We start from the raw sequence: 26,257 nt of genomic DNA on the forward strand, positions 1-26,257 counted from the left end.
TCGATGCCTCAAGGCGGGTAACGTCGGTAACCCGCGCCTCCGTCTCGGTGGCGATCACCTGACGCAGCTGCTCAAACTGCGCAGTGTTCGCCCCCTGCTGGGCAGACTGCCGGAATGTCACATCGGCGATGGCCAGAGCGTTCTGGATAATTCCCTCGGCGGTCTCCCTGGTTGCGCCGACGGCCGCCGCCAGCTGATCGGCATTTTCGGCAATGGTGGCGGCCATATCCGCAACGGTCTGGCTGGTCTCCACGGCGTTTTCAATAAGGTCTTTGAACAGATCCGTCTCTTTGATCTGCTCCAGAATAGCGTCGGTGATATCAGAGACGTCAATGCTCGCCTGTCCGCGCACCCAGTCGGTCCAGCCTGACTGGTTACCGATACGATCCACAAGCCGCGCCCGGTACCAGAACTCCTGCCCGGCTTTTAAGCCCATCTGCTGGTAGATTTTTTGCGGGTACGGCACAGCCGCCAGCAGCATCGGATTTGAGCCGTCTGCCGCAATGCTGTACTGCAGCTCTGTGCTCAGCGTGTCGCCGGTATCAGCCGGGAATCCCCATGTGATATTAATCCCGAACACGACATCTTCAGATGCGGTCAGCCCGACGGGCTTGGGAACGTCCCCAGTACGCCCTTTCAGATGCGTCAGTACCGATGAAGCCCAGAGGCTGGACGCACCGCCGGAGTTAATCGCGCGCACGCGCACCAGGTAATCGCCCTCGTAGATGCCGGGAACCTCAATGTTCCGGAGCCCTGTCTCGGGGACGTTGATCCACTCGTTATCCCCTCGCTTCCACTGCACCCGGTAGGCTATGACGTCAGCCTGAGGCTTGCCGTTTTTATCCAGTGGAGCATCCCACGTTGCTACCAGTGTGGCCACACGCTGCCCCTGGCGCACTGCGTCATAGGCCGACACAGTAATGTTGGTCGGCTGGTTTACCAGCCCGGTGGGGATAAGACTGATCGGCGGCACATCCAGCCGTGCATTATTATCCACGGCATCATATTTGGAGGTATTGTACTCAGCGCCGGTAATGGTGAAGGTGTTTTCCTCGTCGTTGTACCTGAGGTTAGTCACCCGGAAATACTGCAGGCGCAGCTGCCCTGCATCGATGACAAAGACCGCATCCGGCGCCGGCGCCCCGATGAAGGGGGTGGACACAATCAGCTGACTGCCGTTTACCGCCTGGATAATGCGACTTTCAACGGTACCGCCCTGCGTGCGGATCATCAGCGTATCACCGGGTACCGCGCTGGTGCCCCGGTCAGTGGTGACCGCCCGGATGGATGCGTCATAATCTGTTATGCGCCCGCCGTATACCCGGCCAGAAACGCGTTCATCTGCAAAGGCGAACACGGTACCTGGCATAAAGGCAACGCCGTCCAGCCCCGTCTGAACAGTGATGATGCGGTCAAGATAGTTGGAATACACCGCCCAGCCTCCGCGCCGCTGCGCCTCGCTCTCACGGGTACAGCCGATGGCCGTTATTTGCGTCTGCTTAAACTTGAACTGCTTCACCAGGTCAGGGAACATCACCGCCGTGGTGCGGTCCTGATAGTGGTTATCCGGGTCGCTGAAGTTAATCAGCGCGCTGGAATAGCGGTTCTTCTCGCTTCCGCTGGAGTACGTAGGTTTGTCCACCACTGAGGCACGGGTGAGGATCTGCAGCTTCGACGTATCAACTGGCATATCGGAGACAACGTTAAACATGTTGTTGCCCCAGAATGTCATGCCGTTAAAGCCTGCAGCGATATCCTTGATTACCTGCCAGGCATCGGCCTGCGACTGGATGTAGACGTCGAACATGAAGCGCGGCTCTGTGGCGCTACCCCCTTTACCGTCCGGAACCAGCTGATCGCAACGCTGTGCGATGCGGTAAAGCTCCCACTTATCCAGCATATCCGGCGTTACGCGGCGACCGAGGCCAAAGCGCGGCTCGGTCAGGACATCAAACCAAATCCATGCCGGGTTATTCGACCAGCCCCACTTAAACGTGCCATCCCATGTGCCGGTATAAGTCCGCGCTATCAGATCGTAGTTCGAGGGGATGCGGATAATGCGGCCTTTCGGCTTGCAGGAAATTTTCGGGATGCTGCTGAAGGCTTTAGCGTTAAAGGAGACGTAGAGCAGAGCGGTGTGCGGATAGCGCAGGCGGGCGTCGATCACCTCGGTAATGGCCTGCACCTGCGTTTTGTTCTGCAGCAGCTGGCTGGTGCTGTCGGCGGTGTCACGCACGACGCGGATCTGCCAGCCCGTGCTGGCCTTCGGCAGGTTAATGCGGTGAGTGAGTTCATACAGCGAGCTGAGCTTTTCGGTCACCGTCTTGGTCATGGCCGTTTCATAAGAGCCACCATCAGTGGCCACATCGATATGGTAGGTGACAGAGGTGCCGACAATATCGCCGTCGTTTTCCTGCTGCTGCAGGCCGGAGATACCGATCCGGACCAGCACGGCGTCAATCTGGGTATTGCTTAATGCGCGTGTCCAAGGCGTGGCGTTCGTCAGTGATACGCCAATGGTGGTTTCGTTCTCCACCGCCGGGAAGCCGGGGATAGGATCCTGCATCTGGGTGCCCGGGCGAAAGTCCCAGGAGACATTTTCGAAGTTCATGCTGCCGTCAGCATTGCCCAGCGGCGTGCCGTCCAGGTAAATGCGTGTGGTATCCAACCCACCGGCGAACTCCCCCTCACCCAGCGCCAGCAGCATGCGACAACGCGCCATCGACTGGGCACTGTCAGGCTGTTCTACAGGCGTGTGCTGCTTTTGTTTGCCACCCTTCGCACCAGTGATCGTTGCCATATTGCGTCCATAAAAAAACCCGCCGAAGCGGGTTATTTGGTTTGAAAAAAACCGCAGTTAAGCGGGTCAGGAAAGGCCTTAAAATTTTGCAGAGTTTTTTTAAATAAGGAAGTAAAAAGCCCACCTGAGTGGGCTTTCAACGCTACTGCGCCTGTGGAACCATTACGGCAGTAACTTGCTTTGGTTTTAACGTATACATCCCGCCATTAAATGGATCGACTGCAAGCCAACCGATCAAACCACCAAACACAATATTTCCCCCTATGTACCAACCATTAGCGCTTGCCTTAATAGGCAAGGTTACGGGGGAGAATCCATCTTTGCCCATGGTAATCTGGTAGCTCTTTTTACCAAAATAGCTTCCATCAGATTTAGCCAATGTAACACCCTGCGGCGTTGTACCCTGAGCAACAGTAGCCCCAGTTTCATCTTTAATCTGGAACTGTACTCCGGTTGGTTCGCTGTTTACCTGAACAAGCTGTGTATCATCACCCACAATAGTGGCGCATCCAGATAACAAGATGGAGCCAGCTAAAAGACCTAAAATTTTCTTCACTTCATGTTTCCTTTTAAAAAATCGGAAACATCCTAAACGCCTTCATCTTGATGTTCAATGTAAAACTCAATAGAAGATCGGGTAGCGACTATCCATCATTTTCAGCCTGAAGAAAATCAATCAGTCTTTTTGCGTCAGCGCATTTGGCCTTATCTTCATTTTTTACATTTGCAATGCAATTTTCGGTGTAAAACCCTGCATTTGTCATTGCGAAATTGGCTGCTAATAAAACCACTTTCCGGCAAGTTCTATAATTCGAGTCGTTTACGCAAGCACTGTCAACTGCCTGGTTCATTGTGCTAATAGAGTTCGATTTTTGTGCATTCGCAAGCATCGGAAGCAGCAAAATCAGAGCCAATGATAACTTTTTCATATCCTTACTCTCATCAGTAAAAGTCAGGATTAATCCTGACAGGGGTAAGGGACTGAAACAAAATTCGCAGCGATTTCTAAAGCATAATTAGTATCAAATATCCTCGGCGACGATGCCCGCGCTTATGATAGCTCCACCGATCTCACGCTCTCCGTAAAGGACCGGCACCGGGTTACCCATGGCGATAGTGTTCACAGCGCCGCCAAAGGCGTATGAGGGCTTGTTGTCAGGATCCTCACGGCTCTGAAGACCTTTTGGTTGAGGTGAAAGCATTTGATAGATCCCACCAGCCATCATGCCGATACCTCCGGCTGCCAGCCCTGCACCAAAAGTCGCCAAAGTTCCTTCGCTAAGAGTGGCTATTGCTATCCCGGCGACCACCATTACCGCGCCGAGAATGGTCTGGAACACCCCTGCCTTTTTAGCCCCTTCCATTACCGGCGCAATACGAATGTCGTTATTGCCACCAAGGCTCTGGTAGTCCTCCACCCCAATGTTGCGCTTACCCCTGAACACGGCGAAGACCATGCCATTTTTCTTGGCGTTCATGAGATAGCTTTCCAGCCCATCAAAGTTAACGCACAGGGCTTTTACCGCTTCTGCTGAGGTCTGGACCGCCAGGCGGTGAACGCGGCCAAACCGCGCGCCGAGAGCGCCATACAGCCGAATAGTTGTTAAACGCGCCATGGTTTGATTTCCTTCGGTAAGTTTTTATGGCGGACGCATATCATCGTCCGGTCTTTGAAGTAGCCGCGAGCGTATGGCGTGGTACATGAATGATGTCCATAAAGGTGATGGAGCAACTCACCGCCTTCAGTAATGATCCCGGCATGATTCCACTTATCAGCCTGCACCTGCATAATGACCATACAGCCAGGCTCCGGGTCACACTCAACGAACCCCTCTTTCTCCCAGTTGTCGAAATAGAGGTTGTCCGGGTACTGGCTTTCCCACCAGGGGTAATCGACGCGGAAATCATTAAGCGTAACGCCCTGGGTGGCGTGCCAGTCCATTATCAGGCCCCAGCAGTCGTCAGAACCGAGAATGAATGGGCGATCAAGTAAGGGTGCAACTGCCGGTGTAATTTCCGCGTATTCATCGCAGTCGGGCGCATAAATGCCCCAGACCACGCCACACTGGTTGCATTGCTGGCGGTCCAGGTCTGACGGGATAGGCCGCGCCCCGTCGCCGGGGTGGGAGTGAATGACGCGGATAATCGTGCCGGTATCTTCGGCATTCGCCCAGTGCTCGCCGTCGATACGGAAATGATCTGTCGGGTTTTCGTGGCTGTTCGGTACCGGGACGTAGCGCTGGCGGCGGCCTGCCTGAATAACGAAGCCACAGCACTCTCGCGGCGACTCCTCCAGTGCGTGAGCCCGGATTGCTGCCATTATGGTTTTGTTCATGGGGAAACCTTATCGGGAAATCAGAACCGTGCTGGGGTAGCCGCCGAAATCGAGGATTGCAGCATTGGGTTCCGCCAGGCCAGCACCAAACCGCTTGCGGCAGTCGCTCAGGCAGCCGCCGCACGAATCCAGCGCCGGATCAGCAACTGGATTGCCTTTGGCGTCAAAATACGCCGTGCCGTTGTAGGTACAGCCATCGCCGCTGCGGTACTGGCCGCGCATCGCCCACTCGCACAGCGAGGTGATCTGCCGGGTGGGTATTACCAGCCCCTGCAGGTCCGCCGGACTGCTCATAGCCCACGCCACTGTTTCGTCATGCTCAGCGGTTTTGGTATCAAGCCAGAAGGTCTGCAGAGAGAACATTGTCGGGTCAGCGGTCGGGTTAACACCGCCCGGAAAGTTCACAGCATCGAGATAGACGGCATAGGTGTCGATAATGCTCACCTTCGCGTTGACCATATCCCGGAACTGCAGACACAGCGCCGTAATGTGACCGTCCAGGTTCGACACACTGAGATCAGGCTCTGCCGCCTGGTCTGTCGAAAGCTCAAGGCCTGACATCTGAAACGGCCAGAACTCGTAGACCTCCCCATCCCAGATAATGGGCTTTGGCCCGAGCTTATCTTCGTCTCCGTTCGCCGCGTCAATTTCTTCAGGGGTATGCGGGAACGGGCTGTAATGGAAGCGGTGGATCCCGCCACTAAATTCTGACGCATCCACCTTAATTAATCGCACCCGGCCACCGGGCGCCAGTTTTGCAGCCTGATCGACCAGAGCCATTATGCGAATACTCCATATGCACGCCTGATGGTGAACGTCAGCTCCGCAACGTTGCTGCTGATGAGATTCTTACGCACCGAATTAGCAACGACGCGATAAAGGCCCTTCTCCTCTCCCGGCGGGGTGATAATGAACGCCTTGACTGTGTGGGCAAGCAGGAAGGCGCGGATCTCGTTAGCCTCAGAGTCCTTGCCGACATATTTCATCGGGACCTGTATGGCTGTGGAGTTAATGCCGTTATCAGCGACCTGCTCATAACCATCGCCAAACTGAGCAGAGCGGATCGCCTGATCGTACTCAATAGCACCGCCGCCCAGCTGCACAGGCCATCGGTAGGTTTCAACTGCCATGTTTACTCCATAAAAAAGCCCACCTGAGTGGGCTACCGGCCTTTGACGAAGTTATAAATCAGTCCGCCGTTCTTGATGTGCTTCTGCACTACCTGAGTGGCAGCGTTCTGCATCTCCACCGCCAGCGCCCGGCCCATTGCATCGCCATAGCCTTCTGATTGCGCTGAAGCATTGCCATTAGCATCGACGTGTACGGTGGTTTGTATCACCGGTGCCGTATTGCCCGCGCCTGCGTTATTGCCAAGACCGAGCATTGGTGCGCGACCGACAACCCCACCGCTGGCGTAACCCTGAGCACTGCGCATCATGGCATAGAGGTTGTCTACGCCTATTGCGGCTGTGGCCTCTTTGGTGAAAACAAACTCGTCTTTATGAACGATGCCTGCAGGCTCAAATTTGCCGCCAGGTCCGGTATAGCCGCCAGAGTCATAGAGGCTTACGCCTGAGTTAGCGGCGCTGGTGTAGGCACCTGATGGCGTGCTCCCACCGCTACTGCTGACGCTTCCAGTAACCCATCCCAGCGCGGATTGCACGGCGTATGCCACCAGCAACCGGTTGATGACATCAGCGATCATCTTCATCATCGAAGCAGCAAAGCTTTTGAAGCTGGCTGTGCCGGTGGTGACCAGATTCGTCATCATGTCGGAGATGCCACCCAGCGCTGACTGCGCCACGCTCTGCATGGAGGCATAGACGTTTGTGGCTGAGTCAAGGTATTCGGACCACCCTTTTTTAAAGCCAGCCCGCCAGTCACCGCGAAGCCTATCCTCCGCTTCGTAGTAGTCGTTAGCGGCTTTAAGCTCTTTCTGGTACCCCTCATCCTCAAGGCTGCCGCCAGCATTAATCCAGCCACTGCGCAGCTGAGAGAGCGCCGTCTGGCGGCCTGCCAGCCTGTCGTTCATCGTTGCGCCTGACTCAAGCCCGGCCCGCTTTTCTGCCATCTGTGTGAAATATTTGCTGGCCGTGTCCATGCGCTTGTTCAGTTGCTCCTGGGCGGTGATCTGGTCACCCAGCAGTGCTTTCTGGCGCGCCAGCTCCAGAACCTGATTTTTACTGGCCAGCAGCGATTGCTCCTGCTTCGACAACTGCCGGGTGCGGGCCGCCTCTTCCAGAACGTCGAATTTTGACTGCGTGGCATAAAGGTCTTTGCGCTGCTGGCTGATGGTGTCATTGACCGAGCGGTGATCCTGCAGCGTTTTCAGCTGTGCCTGCAGGGCCAGCAGTTCGGCCTGGGCAGAGTCTTCAGCACGATCGCCGGCAGCGACTGTTACCCCTTTTGCCTTGGGCGTTTTGGGGTCCTTGTACTGGTTGTTGATGTTAGCCAGACGCTGTTTGTATTCCGAGTCAGACATTCCAACATTACTTTTCGGATCAGCGGCAGCAGCTGCATTCATTCTGATGCGCTGCCGGTTAAGTTCATTAATGGCCTTTTCGCGTTTTTCGCGATTAGTTAGACCCTGATCTAATCCCTGCTGGAGGGCAATGGCATCTTTAAGATTTTGGTTATGTTGCTCTTGTGCGCTACTAACACCTTTTGCCTTGGCGATCTGAATGTCACCGGCCAAAGTAAAAGCATTAATCTGGGCATTAAGGATGTTCAATTCCTTGCGCCATTCATCCAGCTTGCCATTACCACGGTTATAACCAGTTCTCTCAGAATTTGAGATTTGCACCTGAATGCTGTCGCGTCTGGTTGTGAGAGTCTTTAAGGCTTCATTATCAGATGGAGTCCGCCCAATACCTTCGATAGCATCCCACATCCCCTTTGCCATATCAGTCAGGCCACGAATGATGCTGGAAACAGTGCCTAGCGACTCTTTCATATTGCTGGCGGCATTGTTCATGCCGTCGGCAGCTGCTTCATTCGCTGCGGCTAGCGCCTCTGTATATTTGCCTTCTTCCTGAAGCGCATTAATGTGCTCATACTGCACAGCAGTAAGGAAATGATATTTCTCGTTAAGCGCCAGGATGCCTTTTGACGGATCGTTTGCGATCGCTTCGAAGTCCTTTGCAAGCTCATCCAGCGATACGCCTGACTCTTTGGCAAATTTCGATACAGCCACCGTTAGCTGCTCAAAGTTAGCACCTGCGGGGACACCTGCTTTCACTAAGCTGTTGAGCGCATCGGAAGCACTGGAATAAGAAATGCCTGCCGCACTTGCCGCCTCCAGTGTGCGCATCATCGAATTGGCCGTCATTCCAGAAAAACTATTGGTAAGTGCCAGAGACTTGCGTAAATCCTCTGCCTGCTGCCCAGTTCTGTAAAACTGATAAGCCACCAGCGCACCCGCAGTAGCAAGAGCACCTAACGCCAGCCGTGCTGGGGTAATCATATTGCCAAGCGCCTTAAGTGTATTGCCAATGCCACCGAACGAGTCTTTGATCTGACCGCCCTGCTGGATGGCAACCAACCAGACGGGCATGCCCGATGCGAGCGACGTCACCACATCAGTAATCTGCGACGGCAGCTGGCGCAGTGCCTGCTGATACTGCCCCGCGCTGACCCGCCCGCCGTTCATCATGATTTCTTGCTCTCGCAGCTTCGCAATAAACGGTGCGGCCTGCTGCGAAACACCCAGCTGCGCAGCCTTCATCTCCAGCAGTTCGCTCCGGGTTTTGCCGATCGCCGCGGCCTGTTCTTCCAGCGCGCGGGTGAACGAATCACGGACAGCCTGGGCCCGCTGCGCTTCAGCAGCCTCAGCCCGCTCTGCGGCCTCCAGTTCCGCAATAGCCTGTTTCATAATACGGGCCTGCTGGGCAGCAACCCGTTTATTCGCGGCATCCCGGACTGTTGCGGCTTCCTGGTCCTTCAGCACCGCAATATAGGGTGCGGTCTCCTGCTGCAGGCCGAACTGCGCCGCTTTGAGCTCCAGCAACTCAGCACGGGACTTACCGATGGCCTGTGCCTGGTTACGCAGCGACTCCACAAAATTGTCATTCTGCGACTGCAGGCGCGATGCCTCGGCAGCCGCCTGCCGTTCAGCGGTTTGCTTTTCCCGCAGCTCCTGCGCAGCCAGCCTGTTCTGCTCGGCTTCGCTGGCAATGGACAATTCCCGCTGGCGGATCTGCTGGATAAGCGGAGCGGCTTCCTCTGACATACCCATCAGCGCCGCTTTGTATTCAAGGGCGTCGGACCTGGAGGCCCGGAAGGTGGCGGCCTGATCTGCCAGGCTTTTCAGGAAAGCATTCTGCGCCACGCTGGCGCGCTCAGTCTCCTGAGCCAGCTTCTGCCGCCCCTGCCCTTCGGCAGTCTCGGCTTCCATGACCTGAAAGAGCTTATTACGGGTGGTGTCCAGCACTGCACTGAAACGCCCAAAATCCTCATCACCCAGCAGCCCCTTACCGCGAAAGCCCGTCAGCGACGCCTGTAGCGTCTCCAGTTCGTTCATTGCACGGTTAACAGGGCTGATTTTGTTGAGCAGGTTCTGCAGCTCCTGCTGCTGCTCTTTCAGGCTCTGGGTATTCTTTTTCTGATCGGATGCACCCGCGCGAAATACCGAGTTCAGATCATCGGCCTTATTTGCGGCGGCGCCAGCCGTCTGCTGGAAATCGTCCAGCGCCTTATTCCCGCGCTCCAGCTCGGCGGTATTCACCCGGAGCGAAATCGTTGCAATATCAGACATTAAGCCCCCTGATGGACAATCTTCAGCGCCGCGCTTTCCATCACGCGGATATCCGTTAACGCGGTTGCCTCATCCTCCACCCCGTTCAGCTTCATCAGCCAGGGCAATACGTTGTAATCCAGCCCGGTGATGCCGCCCATACCCGTGCGCCACTGGGTGCCCATCGACTGGAATACAGCGAACGCGGGCCAGACGTCCGGCCATACCTCAACGGTCTGTTCTTCTTCGGTGTAGTCGTCAGCACTCAGGCCAAACGCGGCCAGGTCTTCGGTGGAGGGTTCAGGCGTATAAAACGCCGAGGCAACCGCTATCAGTTTTTTTCGCGATTACCCGTCAGTTCGCGGTAATAGGTGCCGACGATCGCTTTCATTGCACCCGGATAGTTGTCCAGCAGCACTTCAAGATTTTCCTGGCTGAACGCGTCCGGCAGTGCCCAGCCCTCGGTGATCTCCAGCAGAAAATCGATGGCGGTCTTACCTTCCAGCGTCTCAAGCGCTGCCAGCTCCTTAAGCGGCTTGTGGCGGAAAGTAAACGTAAGCATGCCATCATCATCACCCGCGCGCGGGATCTTAACGTCGGCTTTGAAAGTGGGTTTGGGCTGAAGCTGAAATTTAGTGGCCATGTGTTCCTCGGCAGAAAGAAGGCCCGCTGACGGGCCTGTTAAAGGGTGAATCAGGCAGTCGCCTGCGGAGCGGCGTCTTTGTAGAAGGTGATATCGCGGGACTGGATAGCAAACGCAGGCTGTACCGTTTCGACGTTGTTTACGGCAGTGGTCGGCTGCGGGTCAAAAGAAGCTTTTCCGGACCAGTAACGCATCTCCTTTGCCTTCGGTACGTACATGCGCAGCGGCAGCGTGTCACCGGAACGGTCAGCAGCTGACAGCACGGCATAGATGGGCAGCGTGGAGTCATGCGCCATGGTGAACGTCTGCGATTTGGCCGCCTTGTAAGTCGCCAGATTGCGCTGGCGATCATCGGCAAGGAACTGGATCTGCGTGTACTGCTGGTCGCCGCCGGACTGTGCAACCTCGGTGATCTGCGGGATTTCAGTCCACTCGGCTACTTTGCTGAGTGAACCAGCACCCGAGCCAGCCGGGAAGAAGTTGGTATCGGTGCTGTTGATCACCCCGATCGTCACGCTGGTGGTCGTCTGCGCCGTGACGCGGGCCACCAGGCTGTCAATAAGAGCCCAGCCACTGGAAACCAGCACCACATCGCCCACAGCGAGGCCGTGGCCGTTTGCAACGGTAAAGACAGCGCCTGCGGCATTGCTGACGCCCGTCACTGCCACAGGCGTGGCGAGTTTCGAGCCGACGAATACCGTGGCGCCATTAGGTAATGCGAAGCCCATAGGGATTCTCCATGTAGAAATAAAAAACCGGCAAAGCCGGTGGGGATGATCAGGCTGAGATATCAGCCCGGTAGTTGATGCTGACGGGGATGGAGTAGGACACGCCGTCCGGTATGCCGGAGAAGATGGCAGGCGGTGATGTCACCCAGGCGGTAAAGCCGTCGCCGGGGATCTCCTGGTTCTCCGGGAACAACCCGGCGACAAGGCGGGCCAGCGCTCTGGCCTGTGATTTGCCGCCACCCGCTGGCGCGACGACGGTGACCTGGTACACGCCGGGGTAGACCCGGCAGCCGCCGGCCATATCAATGCTGTACGGCTGCGCGGGCATGTCGTGGGAAATCAGATACAGCCCGTCGCCTGGCGGGTCGAACTGAATGTTATCCCACGCCACTGGCACGCCCTCGCTGTCTGCCCACAGACCCAGCATGGCCTCAAGCGCCGTTGTGATGTCCGGTATCATTTTTAACCTCGCTGACTGCCTCGCTGAAGTATCGCTGGAACTCGGCAGCGGTGATGCGCACCATGCCGCCAGGCGCCTGACTCGAATGCCCCATCTCCAGCGGGTAGGCATACGGGACGTTGTTGCAGAAATAGACCGCCGTGGTACCGACTTTGAACTGCTCCAGCACCAGGTTGCCTGCGGCGATCGTCTCGTGGCCAGCCTTATCGATGCGCCCTGTCTCGCCCGTTGTCCGCTGGTCAAATGACACCTGCCAGTTACCGCGAAAACGCCCGCCCGTATAGCCCGGCGGCGCCTTCAGGTCCATGCTGTCATTTACCTTACGACCCGGCCGCAGTCGCCCTGCCTTAGTCAGGTTGTCCGGGTTCTGCCGCAGCAGGCTGTTGTGCTCGGCGACCGCCGCGTTATAGGCCGACGCCGTCTGGTTAACCGCCCACAGCTCGGGATTGCCGACAGGCGACATCTGCACCAACCGCGCCAGGATTTTGATGCTGACCACACGCACCACTTCCTCCTGCCGCGCCTTTGCCTGGCTGACGAACGCATTGATGGACACCATAAACGCCTGGTTATCTGCCATGTTATGCCCTCAACTGAGCGTGGTAGCACAGCAGCACTTTGCCAGGCTTAACCGGGTTGGGCTTTTCAATGCGGTACCATTTGCCGTCCACCTCCACCATGTCACCGGTGCGCAGCTCGGTATCAGCAGTAAACACAATACGCATGTCGCCGTTTATGATGACCGTGCCATCTATTTCGCCGGGTTTATACTCAGTCCGCACGCCGATGGCAGTGAAGGTCTTATCTGGTTCGCGATGCTCAACACCGCTGGTGACCGTTACCGATCCCTTTCGCTTTACCGGATACGCCGCGCCGTTCTCAGTGAGCAGGCGCGTGCTGGTGGCTTTCATGCGGGTGTAGTTAACAGGCACATCACCCCCTCACCAGGCGCACCTGGTTTGAACTGCCCACAAGCCCACGCAGCATGTTGTTGAGCCACGGGAAAGATGCGGAGCTTCTGCTACTGCCCTGCGCATACGTCACGCTCACCGCGCCGGAAACCGACTCCTGCACTACCTCGCCACCTGCATCGAAAGACGGCATCAGCTCAATCTCTTGCGCCTCAATAGCGAGACGGCATTGCGCCTGCACCAGCTGCCGGGGGATGGTGGAATCAGGTAATGACACACCATCAGCCATCACCCCTCGCCGGGGCCATGCCTGCGGCTGGGCAGGATCTGCCCGGCAACCTCGCCAGTCGATCCCTGCCAGAAAATCCATAGCCTGCACCAGCAGGTTTTCACATTCAGCGGCATCTGCCGGGACCTCATACCCGCGCGCGGTGGCAAACGCCTGCAGATCTGAAACGCTGGCGTAGCTGTCAAACTCCGGAGATGCCGGGTCAGTAGTGAGCATGGTTACTCCTTAACGATCCAGCCTGCTGCTTTCCAGTTTTCGACCTCATCAGGATGCACATCGGCTTCATCCGGCGCGCCCGGGAATGCCGGGAACTCCGTGCGCATAATAACAAGTGCCTGCTCCTGCTCCTGCTCCTGCTCAGGATTGTTCTGCCCGCCGCCTGCGGCTGCAAGCCGTTCCGCCTCACGCTGCGCCCGCTGCTCTTTAGTTAATCCAGCCATAATGACCTCCGGTAAAGCGGGGCCGTAGCCCCGGTGTGATTAACCCAGCAGCAGCACTGCGTGGGCAGGTTTAACAGACGCCACGCCCCACGCCAGACCCACTTCGTAACGCACCTGACGGTACTGACGGTACAGCGCCACCTGGAAGGTGAGGCCTGAAACCGGATCGGTAACGTTCATAACGTCGTCCGCAGAGTCCCCGCCTTCAGGCATGGCCGGAGTACGCGCCGCCAGCAGGAAAGCGTTACGGTCAAACGCCATGTTCGCCGTAAATGCGCCGCCAACGGTGACCGCGGTATTATCCGCCAGGTTCTGGCGCAGACCCGGTGCCGCCAGGGTGATCGTGGTGGTGGTCGCTGCGGCCACAACGTATTTGTTGTCGTCACCCGCAAACGTCACCACGCTGCCCTGAGCAATACCGCCCGTGCCGGTATCGATCGCGATGATGATGTCACCCGCCTGTTTGGCACCGTTCACCAGATAACCTGCGCCTGCGCCACCAGCGACGCGCTTAACGCCTGCAGAGTTATGCAGGTTGAAGCCTTCCAGTCGGCCAATGATGCCCTCGCGCAGTAGCGCATCAGTACCGGCTTCATTTGCCTTGAACAGTACGGTTTGCTTACCGCGCAGATTAGCGGTGGCAGAAGAGCCAAGCACCATCTGCAGGTCAGTTGTCGGCGCGCCGTTATCCTCCAGCACCTGGCGTGCCAGCGCAGCATCGGACAGGTCTTCTTTGATACCAAAAGGCGTGGTACCAGCCGTGCCGACGGCGCGGGATGATGCGTAGTACAGCGCCCCCAGATCTGAATCAACTTCGTTCGTCAGCGCGCGGAAGGCCTGCTTAAACTGGTCGGCCAGAATGGTGTTGTAGGTACCGGACGGACCGATTGCCAGCTGCTCTTCGCCGTTCCATTTCACCGGGGCCATCTTTGACTTGGTGATGGTGACGTTAACGTTACCGATGTTCTGGTCACCGTCGTTTGGTGCTGTAGGACCCGGAGTGATATCAACGGTCGTGGCGATCGGTGCCACCGGCGCGGTAACCGTCTGGCCTTTCGCCGCCGCATCAGCCTTGGCATTGCGCGCGACGGCGGGAATGAAGCCCACCTGTTCGCGGGAAACCACATCCAGAGCGGTGTAGATAGTCGGGATCAACCCAGTAAGGGTGTTGGACATTTCTTTATTCCTTGAAGGGAGTTAGTTAGGGGTGATAGTGAGCTATCCAGCTCTGGCGCCGCGCACCATCCGGAACGCGGCAAAGGGGTTAATCGACGATAGTGATACCGTCTTTGAGCGCGCCCTGTTTGCCGGTCTGATCCAGCGCATCAAACGCTGCACGCTTCATGGTTTTCTGCCCGGCCTGGTGCTGGGACTGATGAGAGCCGCCACCGCTGTTGCCGGACGCCTTCAGGATGTGATCCTTCTGGGGGTACTGCTCAACGAGGAACTCAAGCGCTTCATCAAACTCGGCCAGCTCGCCGGGTTTGGCCCGGGAGTAGACCTTGTTGCCCTGCCCGTCATACGCGACAACCTTGCCGTCTTCGATTTTGAACGCCTGGCCGAAGCGCGCCTGCACGAAGTCAGAAGGGATCGCCATCTTGTCGGTGATGAACTTCGACCCGGCAAAGCGGCCGCCGATCATCTCGCCATAGAGCTGCTGCTCCAGCTGCTGATTTTTACCAGTGGCCTCGTCCAGCTGCGCCTGGAATGACTTGGTGATCTCGGCTTTAACCTGGTCAACCGCGCCCGCGTCGATCAGCTTCTTCTGGTCGATTTTGGTCATCATCTCCAGCGCCTCGAGTGCTTTTGCCGGATCGCTGATATTGGCGAACGCCGCAAGCTTAGTCTCTGCGGCTTCTTTGGCTTCACGATGAGACCGGGCCTCGCCGTTCAGCGAGGTAATTTTGCTGACGGCCTGCGCTGCGTCGAATGCGATTTCTTTGCCGTCATCATGGATATAAACCGGCATACCGTTTTCAACGACAACGTGACCGTTCGCATCAAGCTTCAATTTCATGGTTTTCTCCGGGCCTTCCGGCCGCTGGTTAATGGATCATCCGATCCGGCGCCGTGTCGCATCCGCTAAACGGCAGGCATAAAAAAGGCCACCCGAAGGCAGCCATAGTTAAGAGGTTTGTATCAGCTGAGTGCTTTAAGTTGCGCCAGGCTTATCCATTCGCCCCGGTCCGTATACATTTCGCTGAGTTGTACCTTCCCGTCACGGTAAAGTCCTGCCCGTTCGGGGCCGAGTATCTCGTCCTGTCTGTGGGGAGGCTGTCGTGCCAGCCAGTCAAGATAGGTTGTGTCTTCCGGCACCTGACCATCCATGCTGGCGCGGGTGCCCGGCGTCATCTCATCGATGTCGATCCCGAGCTCACGCCACGATTTGGTGATCAGCGTCTCCGTGGAGCGGCAGCAGAAGTGAATGCGGCCCGGCCCCTGCAGGTACGGTACCTTATGGCCGATGGGCTTGTTATCCAGGGTATAGCGCAGGCGATCGCGAATGATGCAGGTGTGCGTGGTTTTATTATCCAGCGTGGAGAGCCACTGCTTCCCCTTCAGAATATCGCCGTTGGCATCCGCAAAGCTGGCCCGCGCCGTGGCCGCCAGGTGGTTAACCGCCGTTTTGGTAATGCTGGAAGCATTGGCCCGGCTGACCTGCAGGGCGCCATCCTGAAAACCTTTGTTAGCGTGCCCGCGCACCTTCCGGGCAATTACCTCTGTCGTGTCTCCCAGCAGATACCCCCGGCGCACAGTGTTAGTGATACGCGCCATACGGTCGGCTTCCAGATTGTCGGCCCACTCACTCAGCAGGCGGCCCTGGAAGGGTTGCGCCATAGCTGCTGCGTGTACCATCTCCGGCGAGATGCCCTGAAGCGGGTACCGCTCCTTGACCTGCTGCGGCAGCAGTGAGTCAAACAGACTTAACTGATAGCCCGTCTGCTGCCCGGCCAGCTGGAGGAGTTCATCGGCCAGGCTGGTCTGCATACCCGCAATGGCCTGCTGGTTAAGCTCGCGTACGCTGCCAAGCAGGCTTTCAAGACGGCCTACAGTGAAACGGCTGGTGGGCAGGCTGTCCATCGCCACCAGCAGCCGTGCGGTGAGTTCTGCGTCGCTGTCGTTCAGCAGCTTTACCATGCGGTTTGCGACGCCGGTGCTGTAGCGGCTGATCCAGAGGGTATGGGCTATCGCTTCATCGCGCAGCCTGTCATTGACCGTTGCCATTGCCGTTACCTGTAAATGTCGGGTCCTGGTTGTTCAGCTCATCGATGATCTCTTCTGGCTTCGCATCCGGATCAATGATTTTGAGCGACTGCAGTGCACGTACCGCATCGATACGGCGGATATCGCCGCCCTGGCGCAGTGACTGGACGGCCAGCGCTGCAGGTGCATTGATGGACTGCTCCGACACATCCAGCTCAGTGCGGACGTCAACGTTGCCGCCGTCACTCAAACCGAGCCATTCGGCCATGATCTGCAGGATATTATCCAGGGCGTCTTCAAGGGAGTTCGCCATGGTGTAGAGCGGGGAATGCTCCTGCATACGCTCTTCGCTGGTCTGCTCAACCGATTTGGTGGAGGTATTTTCCGGGCGCAGCAGTTTGGCACCGGCCTGGCGCATCTGGTTTTCTAGATCTTCCAGCGAGGTTTTCCCGGCGCCGATAGCCGAACCGGTATGCTCTACGTATTCCAGCCCCTGCTTGGTACGGTCAGTAAACTGGGTAGCCGAGGATGAACCAATCGTCAGCTCCTGCCCGCCTTCCAGACCATAGACTACCAGCAGTGGCACGCGGGCAACGTGCAGAATGTTGTCCTGCTCGCTCTGGCTCTGCCAGTGCTTGATATTCAGTAGCGCAAGGTTCAGCAAAGGGGGCGAACCGCGCATAAAGCCGGTGCGCTTCGTATAGAGCGTCACCAGCGGGATATCGTTGCGCGAGGTAGCCCACTCTTCATGGATCTGCCAGGTTTCCTCTCCGCCTTCACTTTTTTTGCGCCGGTATATCTCGACTTTGCCGGGCAGGATATGGCGGATCTGCTCTACCTTAGTCTGGCCGAAGTCGTCGCCATCAACGACCACCACCTCTTTAATACGCAGATTGGTCAGCACCACCTTGCCACCAGCGGTTTTGGATTTCCAGCCGATAACCTGCCGGGGGTTCAGCATCGTGACATAGGGGCGTGCGCCGCTGGCCTGTTCGTCGGCCTTTGTCCTGATCTGCTCCGCATCCACGCGGGGATAATCCACCAGCGCATGCGCCAGTCCGTACTGAAATGCGATGCCAAAGAACGCCTGCGCCCAGACATCAAGCCGCATGCCCTCCAGGTCAATATTGGGGGCGAGCGCCTTAACCTGTTCGGGTGTCTTCTCGCTCAGTACCACTGGCTGTGCGAATACCCGCCCTATGTTCTGGTTAATGGTCTCTTCGTAGGCAGGCAGCAGCGTCGCGACGGCGAGGCGCTTTTTATAATCCTCTTTATCTTCGTTCGGCCAGCGCGGCATATGGGCCTCGCCGAGCTGGCGCATATAGAGCGTGCCGCCCATCAGCGCATCGTTGATGTCCCACGCCTCGACCATGTTGTTGTAGTCGAGATTGGGTGTTGAAATATCTGGCATGGTCACATCCGAAGTTTGGTTACTTTGCCGGTTGGCTTGAGGATCGGGAACTGCTTCACGACGAAATAGCCGCCCGCATCGTTGGGGTGATCGTTATCTGATTTCTTATCCGGCTCGCCCGTCTTTTCGTCCCACACCTGCTGTTCAAGCGACTCGGTATACACCGGGCAACGCTTCACGTTGACCTTATAGCGCCGTTCGCCATTGCCGTTGCAGAACATGGCGTTCATGGAGTTAATACGATCTTTAACCGGTGGGTTGCTGGCATTTACCACCACGTTGAAGCCAGCCTGTTTAAGCTGGGCTATGTCCGTGGCGCTGGCATTACTGGATTTGCGGGAATCTCCGGAGGCGTCCGGATAGATATAGATTTCGCGTACCTTGCGGTAATCATTGCCGTCGTACAGCCAGAACCGCTCTTTGATGATGCGGATGATGTCCGGCGTGTCGTAGGCATTGATGATTTCCGTCACCGCGCATGGCAGGCCCAGGCGGAGCACGTGAACGATCCCGGCCATTTTGCCAACGTTGAAGTCCATGCCGATATAAAGCGGCTCGCCGGGCTGCTCCACCTCTTCACAGTCATTCAGCCGGCGATCGAACTGGTGATAAATGGTTCCGCTTATCAGGTTGGTGAACTGTCCACGCAGATACGCCTTGATCAGTTCCGGCGGGTAGCTCGCCAGCAGCGACGGAATATAGTCATCAGGCAGGTTCGCTTCGTTATCAAACGTGGAGGCCTGCACCAGCCCGTACAGTGTCGCCAGTGATGGCTTATCGCGTACCGCCTTCACAAACTGCTGGTAAACGAACTTAAAACCCTCTGGCGTGGTGGTGACGTCTATGCCGTTACGCAGGCCAGCGACTTTATAACGCATACGGGCGATGATTTTTCGCCAGGCCTGCTGCGCTTTCTTTGCTGGCATGACATCCAGTTCATCCACCAGCGCATTACCGATTTTGAAACCGACGATAGTGCCCGGCTTCTCCATTGAGCGGCAAATAGTGGTTCCCCGGTACTGCCGCCCGGCGTAGAAATGGACTTCTTTGTTGCCCTCGTTAATTTTGACCTTCATGCCCCAGTCAAACGCCACCTCTTCCACCGTCGGGTAGAAAATGTCGCGGATCTGAGGATAGGTCGGCGCGAAGTAGCCCTGGTTGATTCTGGGATGTTCCCACATCCCCTTGCAGATGCCACCACAGCCCACCCACGTCTTACCGGATCCGAAGCCTGCCACGTAGGCCTTGAACTTATGCGGCATCGCCAGAAACTGCGCCTGCGGTACGTTAAGGGTCGGCGATATCCCCGTCATCGTCTTTCCTTACGCGAGCATCCGCGACGTTGATGTTAATTGCCACGGGCATCGGTATTTCATTTTCCGGATCGGCCGCCAGCTCTTTACGGAGTTTTTCCACCTCGAGCTGGCGGCGCTCTATTTCGATCTGCTGCAGCTGCTGTGCAAACTCACTGTCGGCCAGGCCAAGCCGCTTCATCACGGCTTCATACATCCGCTCCCGGCTGATAGCGGTGATCTCAACGCCGTTCTTGCCGAGCTTGATGCCGGAATAAGCCAGGCGGGAGACAGGCGGCAGCTTACGGGTATCAGCGAAATACGGCTGGCCTATGCCATCACCATTGCAGCGCGGGCATGCCGGGTTAGGTTCCCGGTTGTGGTCATAGCCGTAACCGCCGACGTCTACTGGCTCTTTACCCTTTTTCTCGATCGCTTTTAGCCGATGCTCTTCAAACTCCACCATGTCACGCCACTGATAGTTATGGCCGAAGCCATGACAGTAGCGGCAGGATCCCCGGCGGTACTGGGAAAGCTCGTTTGCATCGAAATTGGCGAGCTGCCATATCTGCGCCAGCACCTCATCGGCACTTGCCAGCGTGCGCACAAGGGAGGCTTTCTGCTGCTGCGCAATAGCAGCGGCAACTGAAGTTTTCTGAAGGAGCTGATAACCAATTTGCTCGGCAGTCTTCGCACTGTACCCGGCACGTATGGCGGCCTGGGTGGCGTTGCGGTCTTTAAGGTATTCCGCCACAAAGATACGCTGCTGGGTTGTCAGTCCGTCACTTTCCACCAGCGCATTAACGTCCTTTTCCTTCTGCGCATTGCGCACTTTCTTCTGCGCAGATTTTTGCGCACTTTGCGCAGCGGGCTTTTTGATATGACGACGGGCGGTTGCGTAGTTCAGTCCCTGCGCTTCACACCAATCTTTGGGAGAAATGCCGGTGCTGGCATGATCGGACAGGAACCGATGCTGTAGCTCGCCCCAGTCCGGTTTTGCCATATGGAACTCCAAAATACTTATTTACTGGGTTTACTAAAATTAGTAATTTTACTAGTGTTAGTAAGTATAAGGAAAAGTGGTTTTGTTAATGCAGAGGAAACGTTATGTCGATACCAACTCACTTAAAGCATCAACCCGTATACGTAGTAGAAAATTACGATCAGATCGATGGACCATATGCAGGCAACTCTGATGCCAAGGGACTTAGCATAGGTGTCGCCCAATGGGGACCTGATGCATCAGCTAAAATTTGGCGCAAACCTGATGACAGATGGTCTCGTCAATCCGAAGAGCTTCCACTACATCGTGTTTTAGATTTAACAATCTTGATTTGTGCTGTTAAGGCGGAATTTGATGGAAAAAAAATCACTAACTTACCTAATGGCTTCAAAATTGAATCAGCTTTGGGCAATCAGCAACTACATCAACATCAAGATTTTTTAGCCCACAAATTTGCTGATTTAGATCCTAAGCTCAAGGAAAGGTTGAAAATAATAGCTGAAATCATCAAAGACTTAGACATAAATTAGCATGACACCATCGTCTCGTTTATCGTCAATTTCTAATGCGCGAAGTAATAATCAAATCGCATATTGAATTGATAACAATGCCATCAGCATTCACTGATGGCTAAAAGATTGAAGGCTTTCCATCATAACTTTACAGTGCCGCGTGCGCCGCTTAACCTCTCCTTTTCCGGCGGTCATTCTGCCTTGCGCGTTTGTCAATGCTTCTACCACTTCGCCCTTTCTGTCGTCTGCGGTAAAGTAGTGTTTTACTTCTACGCCAGCCGCCCGAGAGAAGCGGATCTCTAGGCTTAAGGCTGAAAGACTCTCTTTGGTGCGAGTGCGAAGCGCATAACCCCCGCAGCGGACGTTGGTGGCTTTTTTATGAATCCTTTAGTGTTGAAGCCTGCGTAAGATCTCGATCTGAATGGAAAATAAGTGAAACTCAGAAGCCTTAGGCTTTTAATGATTTTTCAAAATCAAGTTGATAAAGGCGGATAACAAATGAACAAAGACAAAAATGACAAGCATGAGAGTTCTACCGGCATTTCTATTGGTAAAAGTTATGGGAATACATTCTCAAACGTAGATGTTATTGGTTACGGAAATGGCATTATTATGGATGAGGCCTACAATACGACATTTAATTCCATAAATATCATCGGTTTACAAGCACTTAAGGTGATAAAAGAAACTCAGATTCTATTATCAAAAATTAAATTAGATGAGAAATTACAAAACGATATCAACATTAAGCTTAAGGAAATAGAAACGGCTCCGACTAAAGAAAGCGCGACAAGCACCTACATGAAACTAATATCATCGCTGTCAGATCATGTCACGGTTCTTACTCCTATTTGGCCGCATTTATGCATTTTGGCTGGGAGCCTTATTGCTTAGCATTATCGCAGGTACTCAGTGAGTGCCTGCTGTAATGCCTTAGCCGAGCTTAGCGCGAATCAGCGCATCTTTAGCTTCGAGTAACTTACGCAGGCCTGCTGATTTCTCAGCTCCGTCCGGTAAATTTGCTTCCATCTGCTGGGCCAGTTCGCCGATAGGCTTGCTAACCTCCTGCAGGTTCGCTGGTAAGTTCTCATAAGCGAAATACTTCATAATGGGTGAAGTCATTGAATACCCTCTGATTATCACAGCCCCGGAACAGGGCGAGTAGCTTGGAAAAGCGGTAAGATGGTTCGGTTTTGTACACAAAAAATGTAAAAATTAGATTAAGTTTTTCACTACTCAAGTCGATAACCTCTTTCATTCCCTTCAATATAGGAAAACTCTATGTTAGGACTTTATAGTGGTGCAACAGGCTTAGTGATTGAACTAGCAGTCAAGAAAGCTATTGAAACATTCAGTAAAAAATCAACTGACTCGGCCCAGACACCGGCGCAACTGACAGATGAAGCCCAAAAGGCAGAACTACAATCATTAGTTTTTCAGTCTCAGGCAAAGGTTCAGCAAGAACTTTCGATAGCTCGAAGGATTCTCGCAGCTGAAGAAGTTGAAATAGAAGAGTTTTATGACGGCTCTGCATCAGCTGATTTAGGTGCGAAAGCCTCGACCGAAAAAGTCTCGTTTGGACTTAATGGGCAAGGTAGAAAAATCACTAAACGGGTTATCAAATTTAAGGGATTCAATACTCATGTTGAAAGTATCTTAAAAGATCTAGATAGCAGCGCGATGGACCTTTTGGATGATAAAGAGTAATTGAGTATGGCTGGCTTGATATGCATGCCCCACCATAAAAAACCGCCCGGAGGCGGTCAGTCTTCTTTCACAATTGCAGGCCGGATGTTGCAGCTCCTCAGCTGGTAATCGCCATGTTCGGCCCTGAGCTCAATATCGATCTCATCAAAGAACCGGTCATAGAGCTGGTGGGCGGGTTCGTTCTGCAGCGCCTGGATGAAGTGGGTGCCGTGTACGAGCGATACATCCTTGGTTGAGAACCGGAACTCTAACTGCCAGACGACCACCTTATTCGGATCCACAGGCTGTTTCATATCCCCTCCGCTGTAATTAGTCGCGGTCAGGATAGTTCATTGTATCGACAATGAGTACAGTGCTGGGGGCAGTTTTTGAGCCATGACACATTCCCCTGTCCTGTAAAAATGCTTTCCGGCTAAATCTCAGTGCAAAAATCATTAAAATCAGCATGCTTAGTATTGTAACGATTGTGCATTTGCACCCCTTAGAAACACTCTGGGTTTCCTGTTTCTAAGGGCTTTTTTTATTGCACTGCGTTATACCAGGCCTGCCAGCGGTACTTATCCAGCCGAAGTTGGCGCAGGCATTGCGATGTCTCGATGTCTGATTGCAGATCCGCGTCGCTGTCCTTTCCAGCATCACTTCCCTTGCACGGTTCCTGCATCAAATCCGCTGATGGAGTTGGCAGCGTCGATGGCACGCTGGCGCAGCTGCACAGCAGCATCGTCAAACTGGCACACAGTACGATTCGGATCCTGGACATATTTCACCACGTCGCGGGTTATGGTTCGGTAGATGATCCGGCCTTCGTCGCTGGCCTGCGCGGCCTTCTGCTCGACCGGCTGAATCGCCTTCTCTGCTTTGGCTTTCTTATCGGCGGCCAGAGCGTTGATGTGGTCGGCGTAGGCGTACCATCCATTTCGGTAACGTAGCTCGCCATAGCCAACACCAAGCAGCATGACTACGATAGCGATCAGCAGAACTGTTCGAAGGCTAAAGGTCATGTTTGGTCTCCGCCAGGCACAAGCTACGCTCCATCTCGCGCCGGTTCTGGAGGCCCTTCCACTTCATGCCACCAGCGTAAACCCAGCGGCGCATCTCTTCGCACGCTCCGGCATGATCGCCTTTGTTCAGTTTGCGCAGCAGAGTGGACTTTGAAAACGCGTCAGAGCCAACGTTAAAGACGAAGCTGTAGAGGGCGGCGCGCTGATACTCGTTTAGCGGGGCTTTGACCAGACTATCAACCGTCTTCTTGGTTGGCTGAAGGTCTTTCCACAACAGGTTGTCACACTCGCGATCGGTGTAGGTCTTCCCTTTCACGATATCCCGGCCCGTATGGCCATCGCAGACAGTCCACACCCCGGCGACGTCTTTATAGGGCACATACTTGCGCCCTTCGACGCCATCCTGCCCGCCGAGAAACAGGGAAGCGAGCAGCATTGCACCACCACCAGCGGCGGCGATGAGTTTGTTACGCAGGCGGCTGGTCATTGGCATTTAATCATCTCCAACTTTGACAGCGGGGCCGTACTTTTCCAGCGCTTTTACCTGGGCGTTCGTTACCTTGCGCTTAAAGTACCAGTTAACCAGCCCGGTTATGATGATGCCCGCGATACCAGCCAGTACACCGACGGCGCTCCATTCATCAGGGCTTAGCTTTGTCAGAACACCGTTCAGGATTGTGCCGCCGGACGTGCCGAGCGCGACACCGGTTACGAGTTTGCTCATATGGGACATATCTCTCACCTCCGATGGGTCGGGGTGCTGGGAGTAGTAAAAAGGGTTTCAGGCATAAGAATTCACGCCTGCTCTTCTGATTTTCAAAGGAACACAGAGACTTATTTCGTGATAATCCTGTCAATACAGTAGGAATAGGGTCATGATGCCTTTTTCTCATACTGGAATTGGCATGAATGATGAAGACTGGATTATCGGGAGAGCTGTCATTGACATCTTCCAGTCAGACCCGGAGCAAGAAATAAGCAAAGAATTGCTTATCAAATTTCTCACAAATAAGTATGTGGCTATCTATGAAAGCAGTGCTTCGGTAGAAGAAATTTTGCTTTATGAATCAGCTTTAAAGTGGGTAATAGATACTTCTAATTAAACAGCAAACTAACCAAAGGCTCACCTCTGAAAGGGTCTATGGTTGAAATGCGCCGAGCGTGGCGCGGGACATAAAAAAACCCGCTCGGTGGCGGGCTTCTTTCGAAATCTGTGGCTCAGTTCGCGTAAGCATCCCGAGCATGACATAAAATCTACAACTCAATTTCTCAAAATGCAATATTTTTAGAAGTATTTTCTCCCATCTCTTTCTCGGAAGCCAAATCAGCCTCCTGCTCTCGCCTTACTGCATAATAGATTTCTTCCTCCAATACCTTCTCGCACCACTCGATGCGCTTACGCGCCCACTGAATATCGCATCCGGTCCGACGCACCAGCTCCCGTGCGCAGCCCTGTACCGACTGATGACCACAATAGCGAAGCACTGCAACGGTCTGCATCGGACTGCCCCGCCGGAAACACTTCACCATCAGCGACTCGATAAACTTCGCGTCATCTTCCTGCTCCGCCTGCGCCAGCAGGTTTGCCGCTGACGAAGCTGGCAGCACGTAATCCCTGGCTTTGGTGAAGAGCTCAGTACCCCGTAACCCCTCTTCGTGCAGACGGTTCACGATGGCGACAATACGATCGGCTGTGCCATCATCCCACCGGGTTCTTACCATTAACCTGCCAATGACGTTTGCCGGCCCCCTTGGATCTTCACTGCCACCCATGACAGAACCCCAGACCGTCAGCATGTAACGCACCCATACGCGCTGCGAAGGTGTGATGGTCTTTTTACCTTTGCACCACACCCGTCGCAGTTCCGCTTCACGCGTGAATAGCGGCAATGCCAGAAACCCTTCATTACTGCTCATGCATTTTCCCCTGCTTTAATTTTTTCCTGCACCGCCTGGCGGCTGTAGTTGCTGAAGCGCTGCCAGCGCGCCCGGATAATGCCGATCCGCTCTGATTCCACTTATGGCCTCCTGTTCCATGCACGGATTGCATCCCGCTTTGTTGAGTAGGTATCAGTGATCGGTTTAATCAGGCATGACCTATTCGAGCAACCGGCATATACACCATCACCATCTGATACCAGCTCAGCCCCTGCCCCGCAGAACGGACAAGCCAGAAGCGATGCCCAATGTGGCAATTTGAGGTCGAAAATCTGGGGCTTCATGCTGCGTGCTCCTGTTGACGAGCGCGGCGAGTCTCCAGCGTGCGGGCTTTACGGGTGAAGATGGCTTTGATGCGCTGCAGGTATGGGATGTCGAACTTGCGGACAGCATTGTTATTGTTCAAGGCTTCGACCTTTTCTGGCCCGATCCGCTGAATCAGACCATTTTCAAACGCTTTTTGGGCACCAGCTCGGTCACGGTTACACTGGACGCACTGGGCTGCGGTGTTGTGCAGATTAAAAGCCAGGTGCCCGGCTGCACCACGGGTACGGTAATGCCCACAGTCCATAGTTCCGCCATATTTCTGCGCAGGGAGACGGCCACAGCTGATACACGGCTTTCCGGCGTCACGCAGACGCACGTAGCGATTGAATGCGTTCTGGGCCTCGCTCTTCCACTGCGTTTTCGTTTTCAACGCTACACGCCTCTCCCGGCGGCGCTGGCGACCAGCTTTCTCCTCTTCCCGCTGACGCTTCGCTTCCTTGCGCTGCGCTTCGGCCCGGTTCTTTGCTGTCTGCTCTTTGGCTACTACGGTAGCGCATTCGTAACTGCAGACGACCTGCCCGTCG

34 protein-coding genes are annotated in these 26,257 nt (G+C 55.0%); 4 read left to right on the top strand and 30 right to left on the bottom strand.

The annotated features are described in order from the left end of the window. From EV102420_RS19975 to EV102420_RS20080, 22 genes are all read right to left on the bottom strand, one after another. Positions 1 to 2,800, bottom strand: a 2,800-nt coding sequence (locus EV102420_RS19975; protein WP_042395868.1) for a TipJ family phage tail tip protein, incomplete at its 3' end; no start/stop codon positions are given. Between the two features lie 142 nt (positions 2,801 to 2,942). Further along, positions 2,943 to 3,356, bottom strand: a complete 414-nt coding sequence (locus tag EV102420_RS19980) for a putative periplasmic lipoprotein (RefSeq protein WP_042395787.1) — start codon at positions 3,354 to 3,356, stop codon at positions 2,943 to 2,945. Positions 3,357 to 3,444: 88 nt separating this feature from the next. Further along, the gene (locus EV102420_RS19985) at positions 3,445 to 3,729 is read right to left on the bottom strand and encodes a hypothetical protein (RefSeq protein ID WP_042395791.1); all 285 of its coding nucleotides are present in this window, start codon (positions 3,727 to 3,729) and stop codon (positions 3,445 to 3,447) included. A gap of 93 nt (positions 3,730 to 3,822) precedes the next feature. Beyond that, positions 3,823 to 4,416, bottom strand: a complete 594-nt coding sequence (locus EV102420_RS19990; protein ID WP_042395794.1) for a tail assembly protein — start codon at positions 4,414 to 4,416, stop codon at positions 3,823 to 3,825. Continuing rightward, positions 4,404 to 5,135 carry a C40 family peptidase gene (locus EV102420_RS19995; protein ID WP_042395796.1) on the bottom strand — a complete coding sequence of 244 codons (732 nt, stop codon included), beginning with the start codon at positions 5,133 to 5,135 and terminating at the stop codon, positions 4,404 to 4,406. The genes EV102420_RS19990 and EV102420_RS19995 overlap by 13 nt, the downstream gene beginning before the upstream one ends. Positions 5,136 to 5,144: 9 nt before the next feature. After that, the gene (locus tag EV102420_RS20000; RefSeq protein ID WP_042395799.1) at positions 5,145 to 5,915 is read right to left on the bottom strand and encodes a phage minor tail protein L; all 771 of its coding nucleotides are present in this window, start codon (positions 5,913 to 5,915) and stop codon (positions 5,145 to 5,147) included. Further along, the gene (locus EV102420_RS20005; protein WP_042395803.1) at positions 5,915 to 6,265 is read right to left on the bottom strand and encodes a phage tail protein; all 351 of its coding nucleotides are present in this window, start codon (positions 6,263 to 6,265) and stop codon (positions 5,915 to 5,917) included. The genes EV102420_RS20000 and EV102420_RS20005 overlap by 1 nt, the downstream gene beginning before the upstream one ends. Positions 6,266 to 6,297: 32 nt before the next feature. Beyond that, complete coding sequence (locus tag EV102420_RS20010; protein ID WP_052512393.1) at positions 6,298 to 9,888, bottom strand: phage tail tape measure protein; 3,591 nt, start codon at positions 9,886 to 9,888, stop codon at positions 6,298 to 6,300. Continuing rightward, complete coding sequence (locus tag EV102420_RS20015) at positions 9,888 to 10,202, bottom strand: DUF1799 domain-containing protein (RefSeq protein ID WP_032611784.1); 315 nt, start codon at positions 10,200 to 10,202, stop codon at positions 9,888 to 9,890. The genes EV102420_RS20010 and EV102420_RS20015 overlap by 1 nt, the downstream gene beginning before the upstream one ends. Continuing rightward, positions 10,199 to 10,510 (bottom strand): phage tail assembly chaperone, encoded by a 312-nt coding sequence (locus EV102420_RS20020; protein WP_042395808.1) that lies wholly within the window; start codon positions 10,508 to 10,510, stop codon positions 10,199 to 10,201. The genes EV102420_RS20015 and EV102420_RS20020 overlap by 4 nt, the downstream gene beginning before the upstream one ends. Positions 10,511 to 10,560: 50 nt before the next feature. Then, positions 10,561 to 11,238 carry a phage tail protein gene (locus EV102420_RS20025; RefSeq protein ID WP_042395811.1) on the bottom strand — a complete coding sequence of 226 codons (678 nt, stop codon included), beginning with the start codon at positions 11,236 to 11,238 and terminating at the stop codon, positions 10,561 to 10,563. Positions 11,239 to 11,287: 49 nt separating this feature from the next. Next, the gene (locus EV102420_RS20030; RefSeq protein ID WP_042395814.1) at positions 11,288 to 11,698 is read right to left on the bottom strand and encodes a phage tail terminator-like protein; all 411 of its coding nucleotides are present in this window, start codon (positions 11,696 to 11,698) and stop codon (positions 11,288 to 11,290) included. Further along, the gene (locus EV102420_RS20035; RefSeq protein ID WP_042395817.1) at positions 11,670 to 12,278 is read right to left on the bottom strand and encodes a hypothetical protein; all 609 of its coding nucleotides are present in this window, start codon (positions 12,276 to 12,278) and stop codon (positions 11,670 to 11,672) included. The genes EV102420_RS20030 and EV102420_RS20035 overlap by 29 nt, the downstream gene beginning before the upstream one ends. 1 nt (position 12,279) lies before the next feature. Then, complete coding sequence (locus EV102420_RS20040) at positions 12,280 to 12,630, bottom strand: hypothetical protein (protein ID WP_042395819.1); 351 nt, start codon at positions 12,628 to 12,630, stop codon at positions 12,280 to 12,282. 1 nt (position 12,631) lies between these two features. Then, positions 12,632 to 13,114: a DnaT-like ssDNA-binding protein gene (locus tag EV102420_RS20045; RefSeq protein WP_042395822.1), complete on the bottom strand. Its 483-nt coding sequence runs from the start codon at positions 13,112 to 13,114 to the stop codon at positions 12,632 to 12,634. Between the two features lie 2 nt (positions 13,115 to 13,116). Then, on the bottom strand, positions 13,117 to 13,338 hold the full coding sequence (locus tag EV102420_RS20050; protein ID WP_042395824.1) for a hypothetical protein: 222 nt from the start codon (positions 13,336 to 13,338) through the stop codon (positions 13,117 to 13,119). Positions 13,339 to 13,377: 39 nt separating this feature from the next. Further along, the gene (locus EV102420_RS20055; RefSeq protein ID WP_042395827.1) at positions 13,378 to 14,514 is read right to left on the bottom strand and encodes a major capsid protein; all 1,137 of its coding nucleotides are present in this window, start codon (positions 14,512 to 14,514) and stop codon (positions 13,378 to 13,380) included. An 88-nt stretch (positions 14,515 to 14,602) separates the two neighbouring features. Continuing rightward, entirely contained in the window at positions 14,603 to 15,355 is a 753-nt protein-coding gene (locus EV102420_RS20060) for a DUF6651 domain-containing protein (RefSeq protein WP_042395830.1), read from the bottom strand. A 122-nt stretch (positions 15,356 to 15,477) separates the two neighbouring features. Continuing rightward, a complete protein-coding gene (locus tag EV102420_RS20065; protein WP_042395832.1) occupies positions 15,478 to 16,563 on the bottom strand; it encodes a structural protein in 1,086 nt (361 codons plus the stop codon). After that, on the bottom strand, positions 16,547 to 17,953 hold the full coding sequence (locus tag EV102420_RS20070; RefSeq protein WP_042395834.1) for a DUF4055 domain-containing protein: 1,407 nt from the start codon (positions 17,951 to 17,953) through the stop codon (positions 16,547 to 16,549). The genes EV102420_RS20065 and EV102420_RS20070 overlap by 17 nt, the downstream gene beginning before the upstream one ends. Positions 17,954 to 17,955: 2 nt before the next feature. Then, positions 17,956 to 19,266: a terminase large subunit domain-containing protein gene (locus tag EV102420_RS20075; protein WP_042395837.1), complete on the bottom strand. Its 1,311-nt coding sequence runs from the start codon at positions 19,264 to 19,266 to the stop codon at positions 17,956 to 17,958. Next, positions 19,241 to 20,248 carry a terminase small subunit gene (locus EV102420_RS20080; RefSeq protein ID WP_042395839.1) on the bottom strand — a complete coding sequence of 336 codons (1,008 nt, stop codon included), beginning with the start codon at positions 20,246 to 20,248 and terminating at the stop codon, positions 19,241 to 19,243. Before EV102420_RS20080 ends, EV102420_RS20075 begins: the two co-directional genes overlap by 26 nt. Before the next feature lie 104 nt (positions 20,249 to 20,352). On the opposite strand from EV102420_RS20080, the gene EV102420_RS20085 reads away from it, so the two are divergent. Together EV102420_RS20085 and EV102420_RS20090 are read left to right on the top strand one after the other, a co-directional pair. Further along, positions 20,353 to 20,778 (top strand): DUF6530 family protein, encoded by a 426-nt coding sequence (locus EV102420_RS20085; protein WP_042395842.1) that lies wholly within the window; start codon positions 20,353 to 20,355, stop codon positions 20,776 to 20,778. A gap of 480 nt (positions 20,779 to 21,258) precedes the next feature. After that, entirely contained in the window at positions 21,259 to 21,654 is a 396-nt protein-coding gene (locus EV102420_RS20090; protein WP_042395844.1) for a hypothetical protein, read from the top strand. A 39-nt stretch (positions 21,655 to 21,693) separates the two neighbouring features. On the opposite strand, the gene EV102420_RS20095 is transcribed toward EV102420_RS20090, so the two are convergent. Then, positions 21,694 to 21,882, bottom strand: a complete 189-nt coding sequence (locus EV102420_RS20095; RefSeq protein ID WP_042395847.1) for a hypothetical protein — start codon at positions 21,880 to 21,882, stop codon at positions 21,694 to 21,696. 159 nt (positions 21,883 to 22,041) lie between these two features. Here EV102420_RS20095 and EV102420_RS20100 point away from each other — a divergent pair, with 159 nt between their 5' ends. Then, on the top strand, positions 22,042 to 22,467 hold the full coding sequence (locus EV102420_RS20100) for a hypothetical protein (RefSeq protein ID WP_052512394.1): 426 nt from the start codon (positions 22,042 to 22,044) through the stop codon (positions 22,465 to 22,467). A 56-nt stretch (positions 22,468 to 22,523) separates the two neighbouring features. Here the strand turns inward: EV102420_RS20100 and EV102420_RS20105 are convergent, their stop codons facing one another. The 4 genes from EV102420_RS20105 to EV102420_RS20120 form a co-directional block, all read right to left on the bottom strand. Next, a complete protein-coding gene (locus tag EV102420_RS20105) occupies positions 22,524 to 22,760 on the bottom strand; it encodes a hypothetical protein (RefSeq protein WP_042395849.1) in 237 nt (78 codons plus the stop codon). A 342-nt stretch (positions 22,761 to 23,102) separates the two neighbouring features. After that, positions 23,103 to 23,468: a hypothetical protein gene (locus tag EV102420_RS20110; protein WP_042395851.1), complete on the bottom strand. Its 366-nt coding sequence runs from the start codon at positions 23,466 to 23,468 to the stop codon at positions 23,103 to 23,105. Continuing rightward, a complete protein-coding gene (locus EV102420_RS20115; RefSeq protein ID WP_042395878.1) occupies positions 23,458 to 23,955 on the bottom strand; it encodes a lysozyme in 498 nt (165 codons plus the stop codon). The genes EV102420_RS20110 and EV102420_RS20115 overlap by 11 nt, the downstream gene beginning before the upstream one ends. A gap of 6 nt (positions 23,956 to 23,961) precedes the next feature. Then, the gene (locus EV102420_RS20120; protein ID WP_042395855.1) at positions 23,962 to 24,201 is read right to left on the bottom strand and encodes a class II holin family protein; all 240 of its coding nucleotides are present in this window, start codon (positions 24,199 to 24,201) and stop codon (positions 23,962 to 23,964) included. Positions 24,202 to 24,373: 172 nt separating this feature from the next. Here EV102420_RS20120 and EV102420_RS20125 point away from each other — a divergent pair, with 172 nt between their 5' ends. Beyond that, the gene (locus EV102420_RS20125) at positions 24,374 to 24,571 is read left to right on the top strand and encodes a hypothetical protein (RefSeq protein WP_042395858.1); all 198 of its coding nucleotides are present in this window, start codon (positions 24,374 to 24,376) and stop codon (positions 24,569 to 24,571) included. 166 nt (positions 24,572 to 24,737) lie between these two features. Here the strand turns inward: EV102420_RS20125 and EV102420_RS20130 are convergent, their stop codons facing one another. The 3 genes from EV102420_RS20130 to EV102420_RS20135 all read right to left on the bottom strand — a co-directional run. Continuing rightward, positions 24,738 to 25,385: a hypothetical protein gene (locus tag EV102420_RS20130; RefSeq protein ID WP_042395860.1), complete on the bottom strand. Its 648-nt coding sequence runs from the start codon at positions 25,383 to 25,385 to the stop codon at positions 24,738 to 24,740. A 101-nt stretch (positions 25,386 to 25,486) separates the two neighbouring features. Then, complete coding sequence (locus EV102420_RS22950) at positions 25,487 to 25,690, bottom strand: Lar family restriction alleviation protein (RefSeq protein WP_072015329.1); 204 nt, start codon at positions 25,688 to 25,690, stop codon at positions 25,487 to 25,489. Beyond that, positions 25,687 to 26,257, bottom strand: a 571-nt coding sequence (locus EV102420_RS20135; RefSeq protein ID WP_042395863.1) for a recombination protein NinG, incomplete at its 5' end; no start/stop codon positions are given. The genes EV102420_RS20135 and EV102420_RS22950, both read right to left, overlap by 4 nt.

Source organism: Pseudescherichia vulneris NBRC 102420 (genome assembly GCF_000759795.1).
Lineage (GTDB): Bacteria > Pseudomonadota > Gammaproteobacteria > Enterobacterales > Enterobacteriaceae > Pseudescherichia > Pseudescherichia vulneris.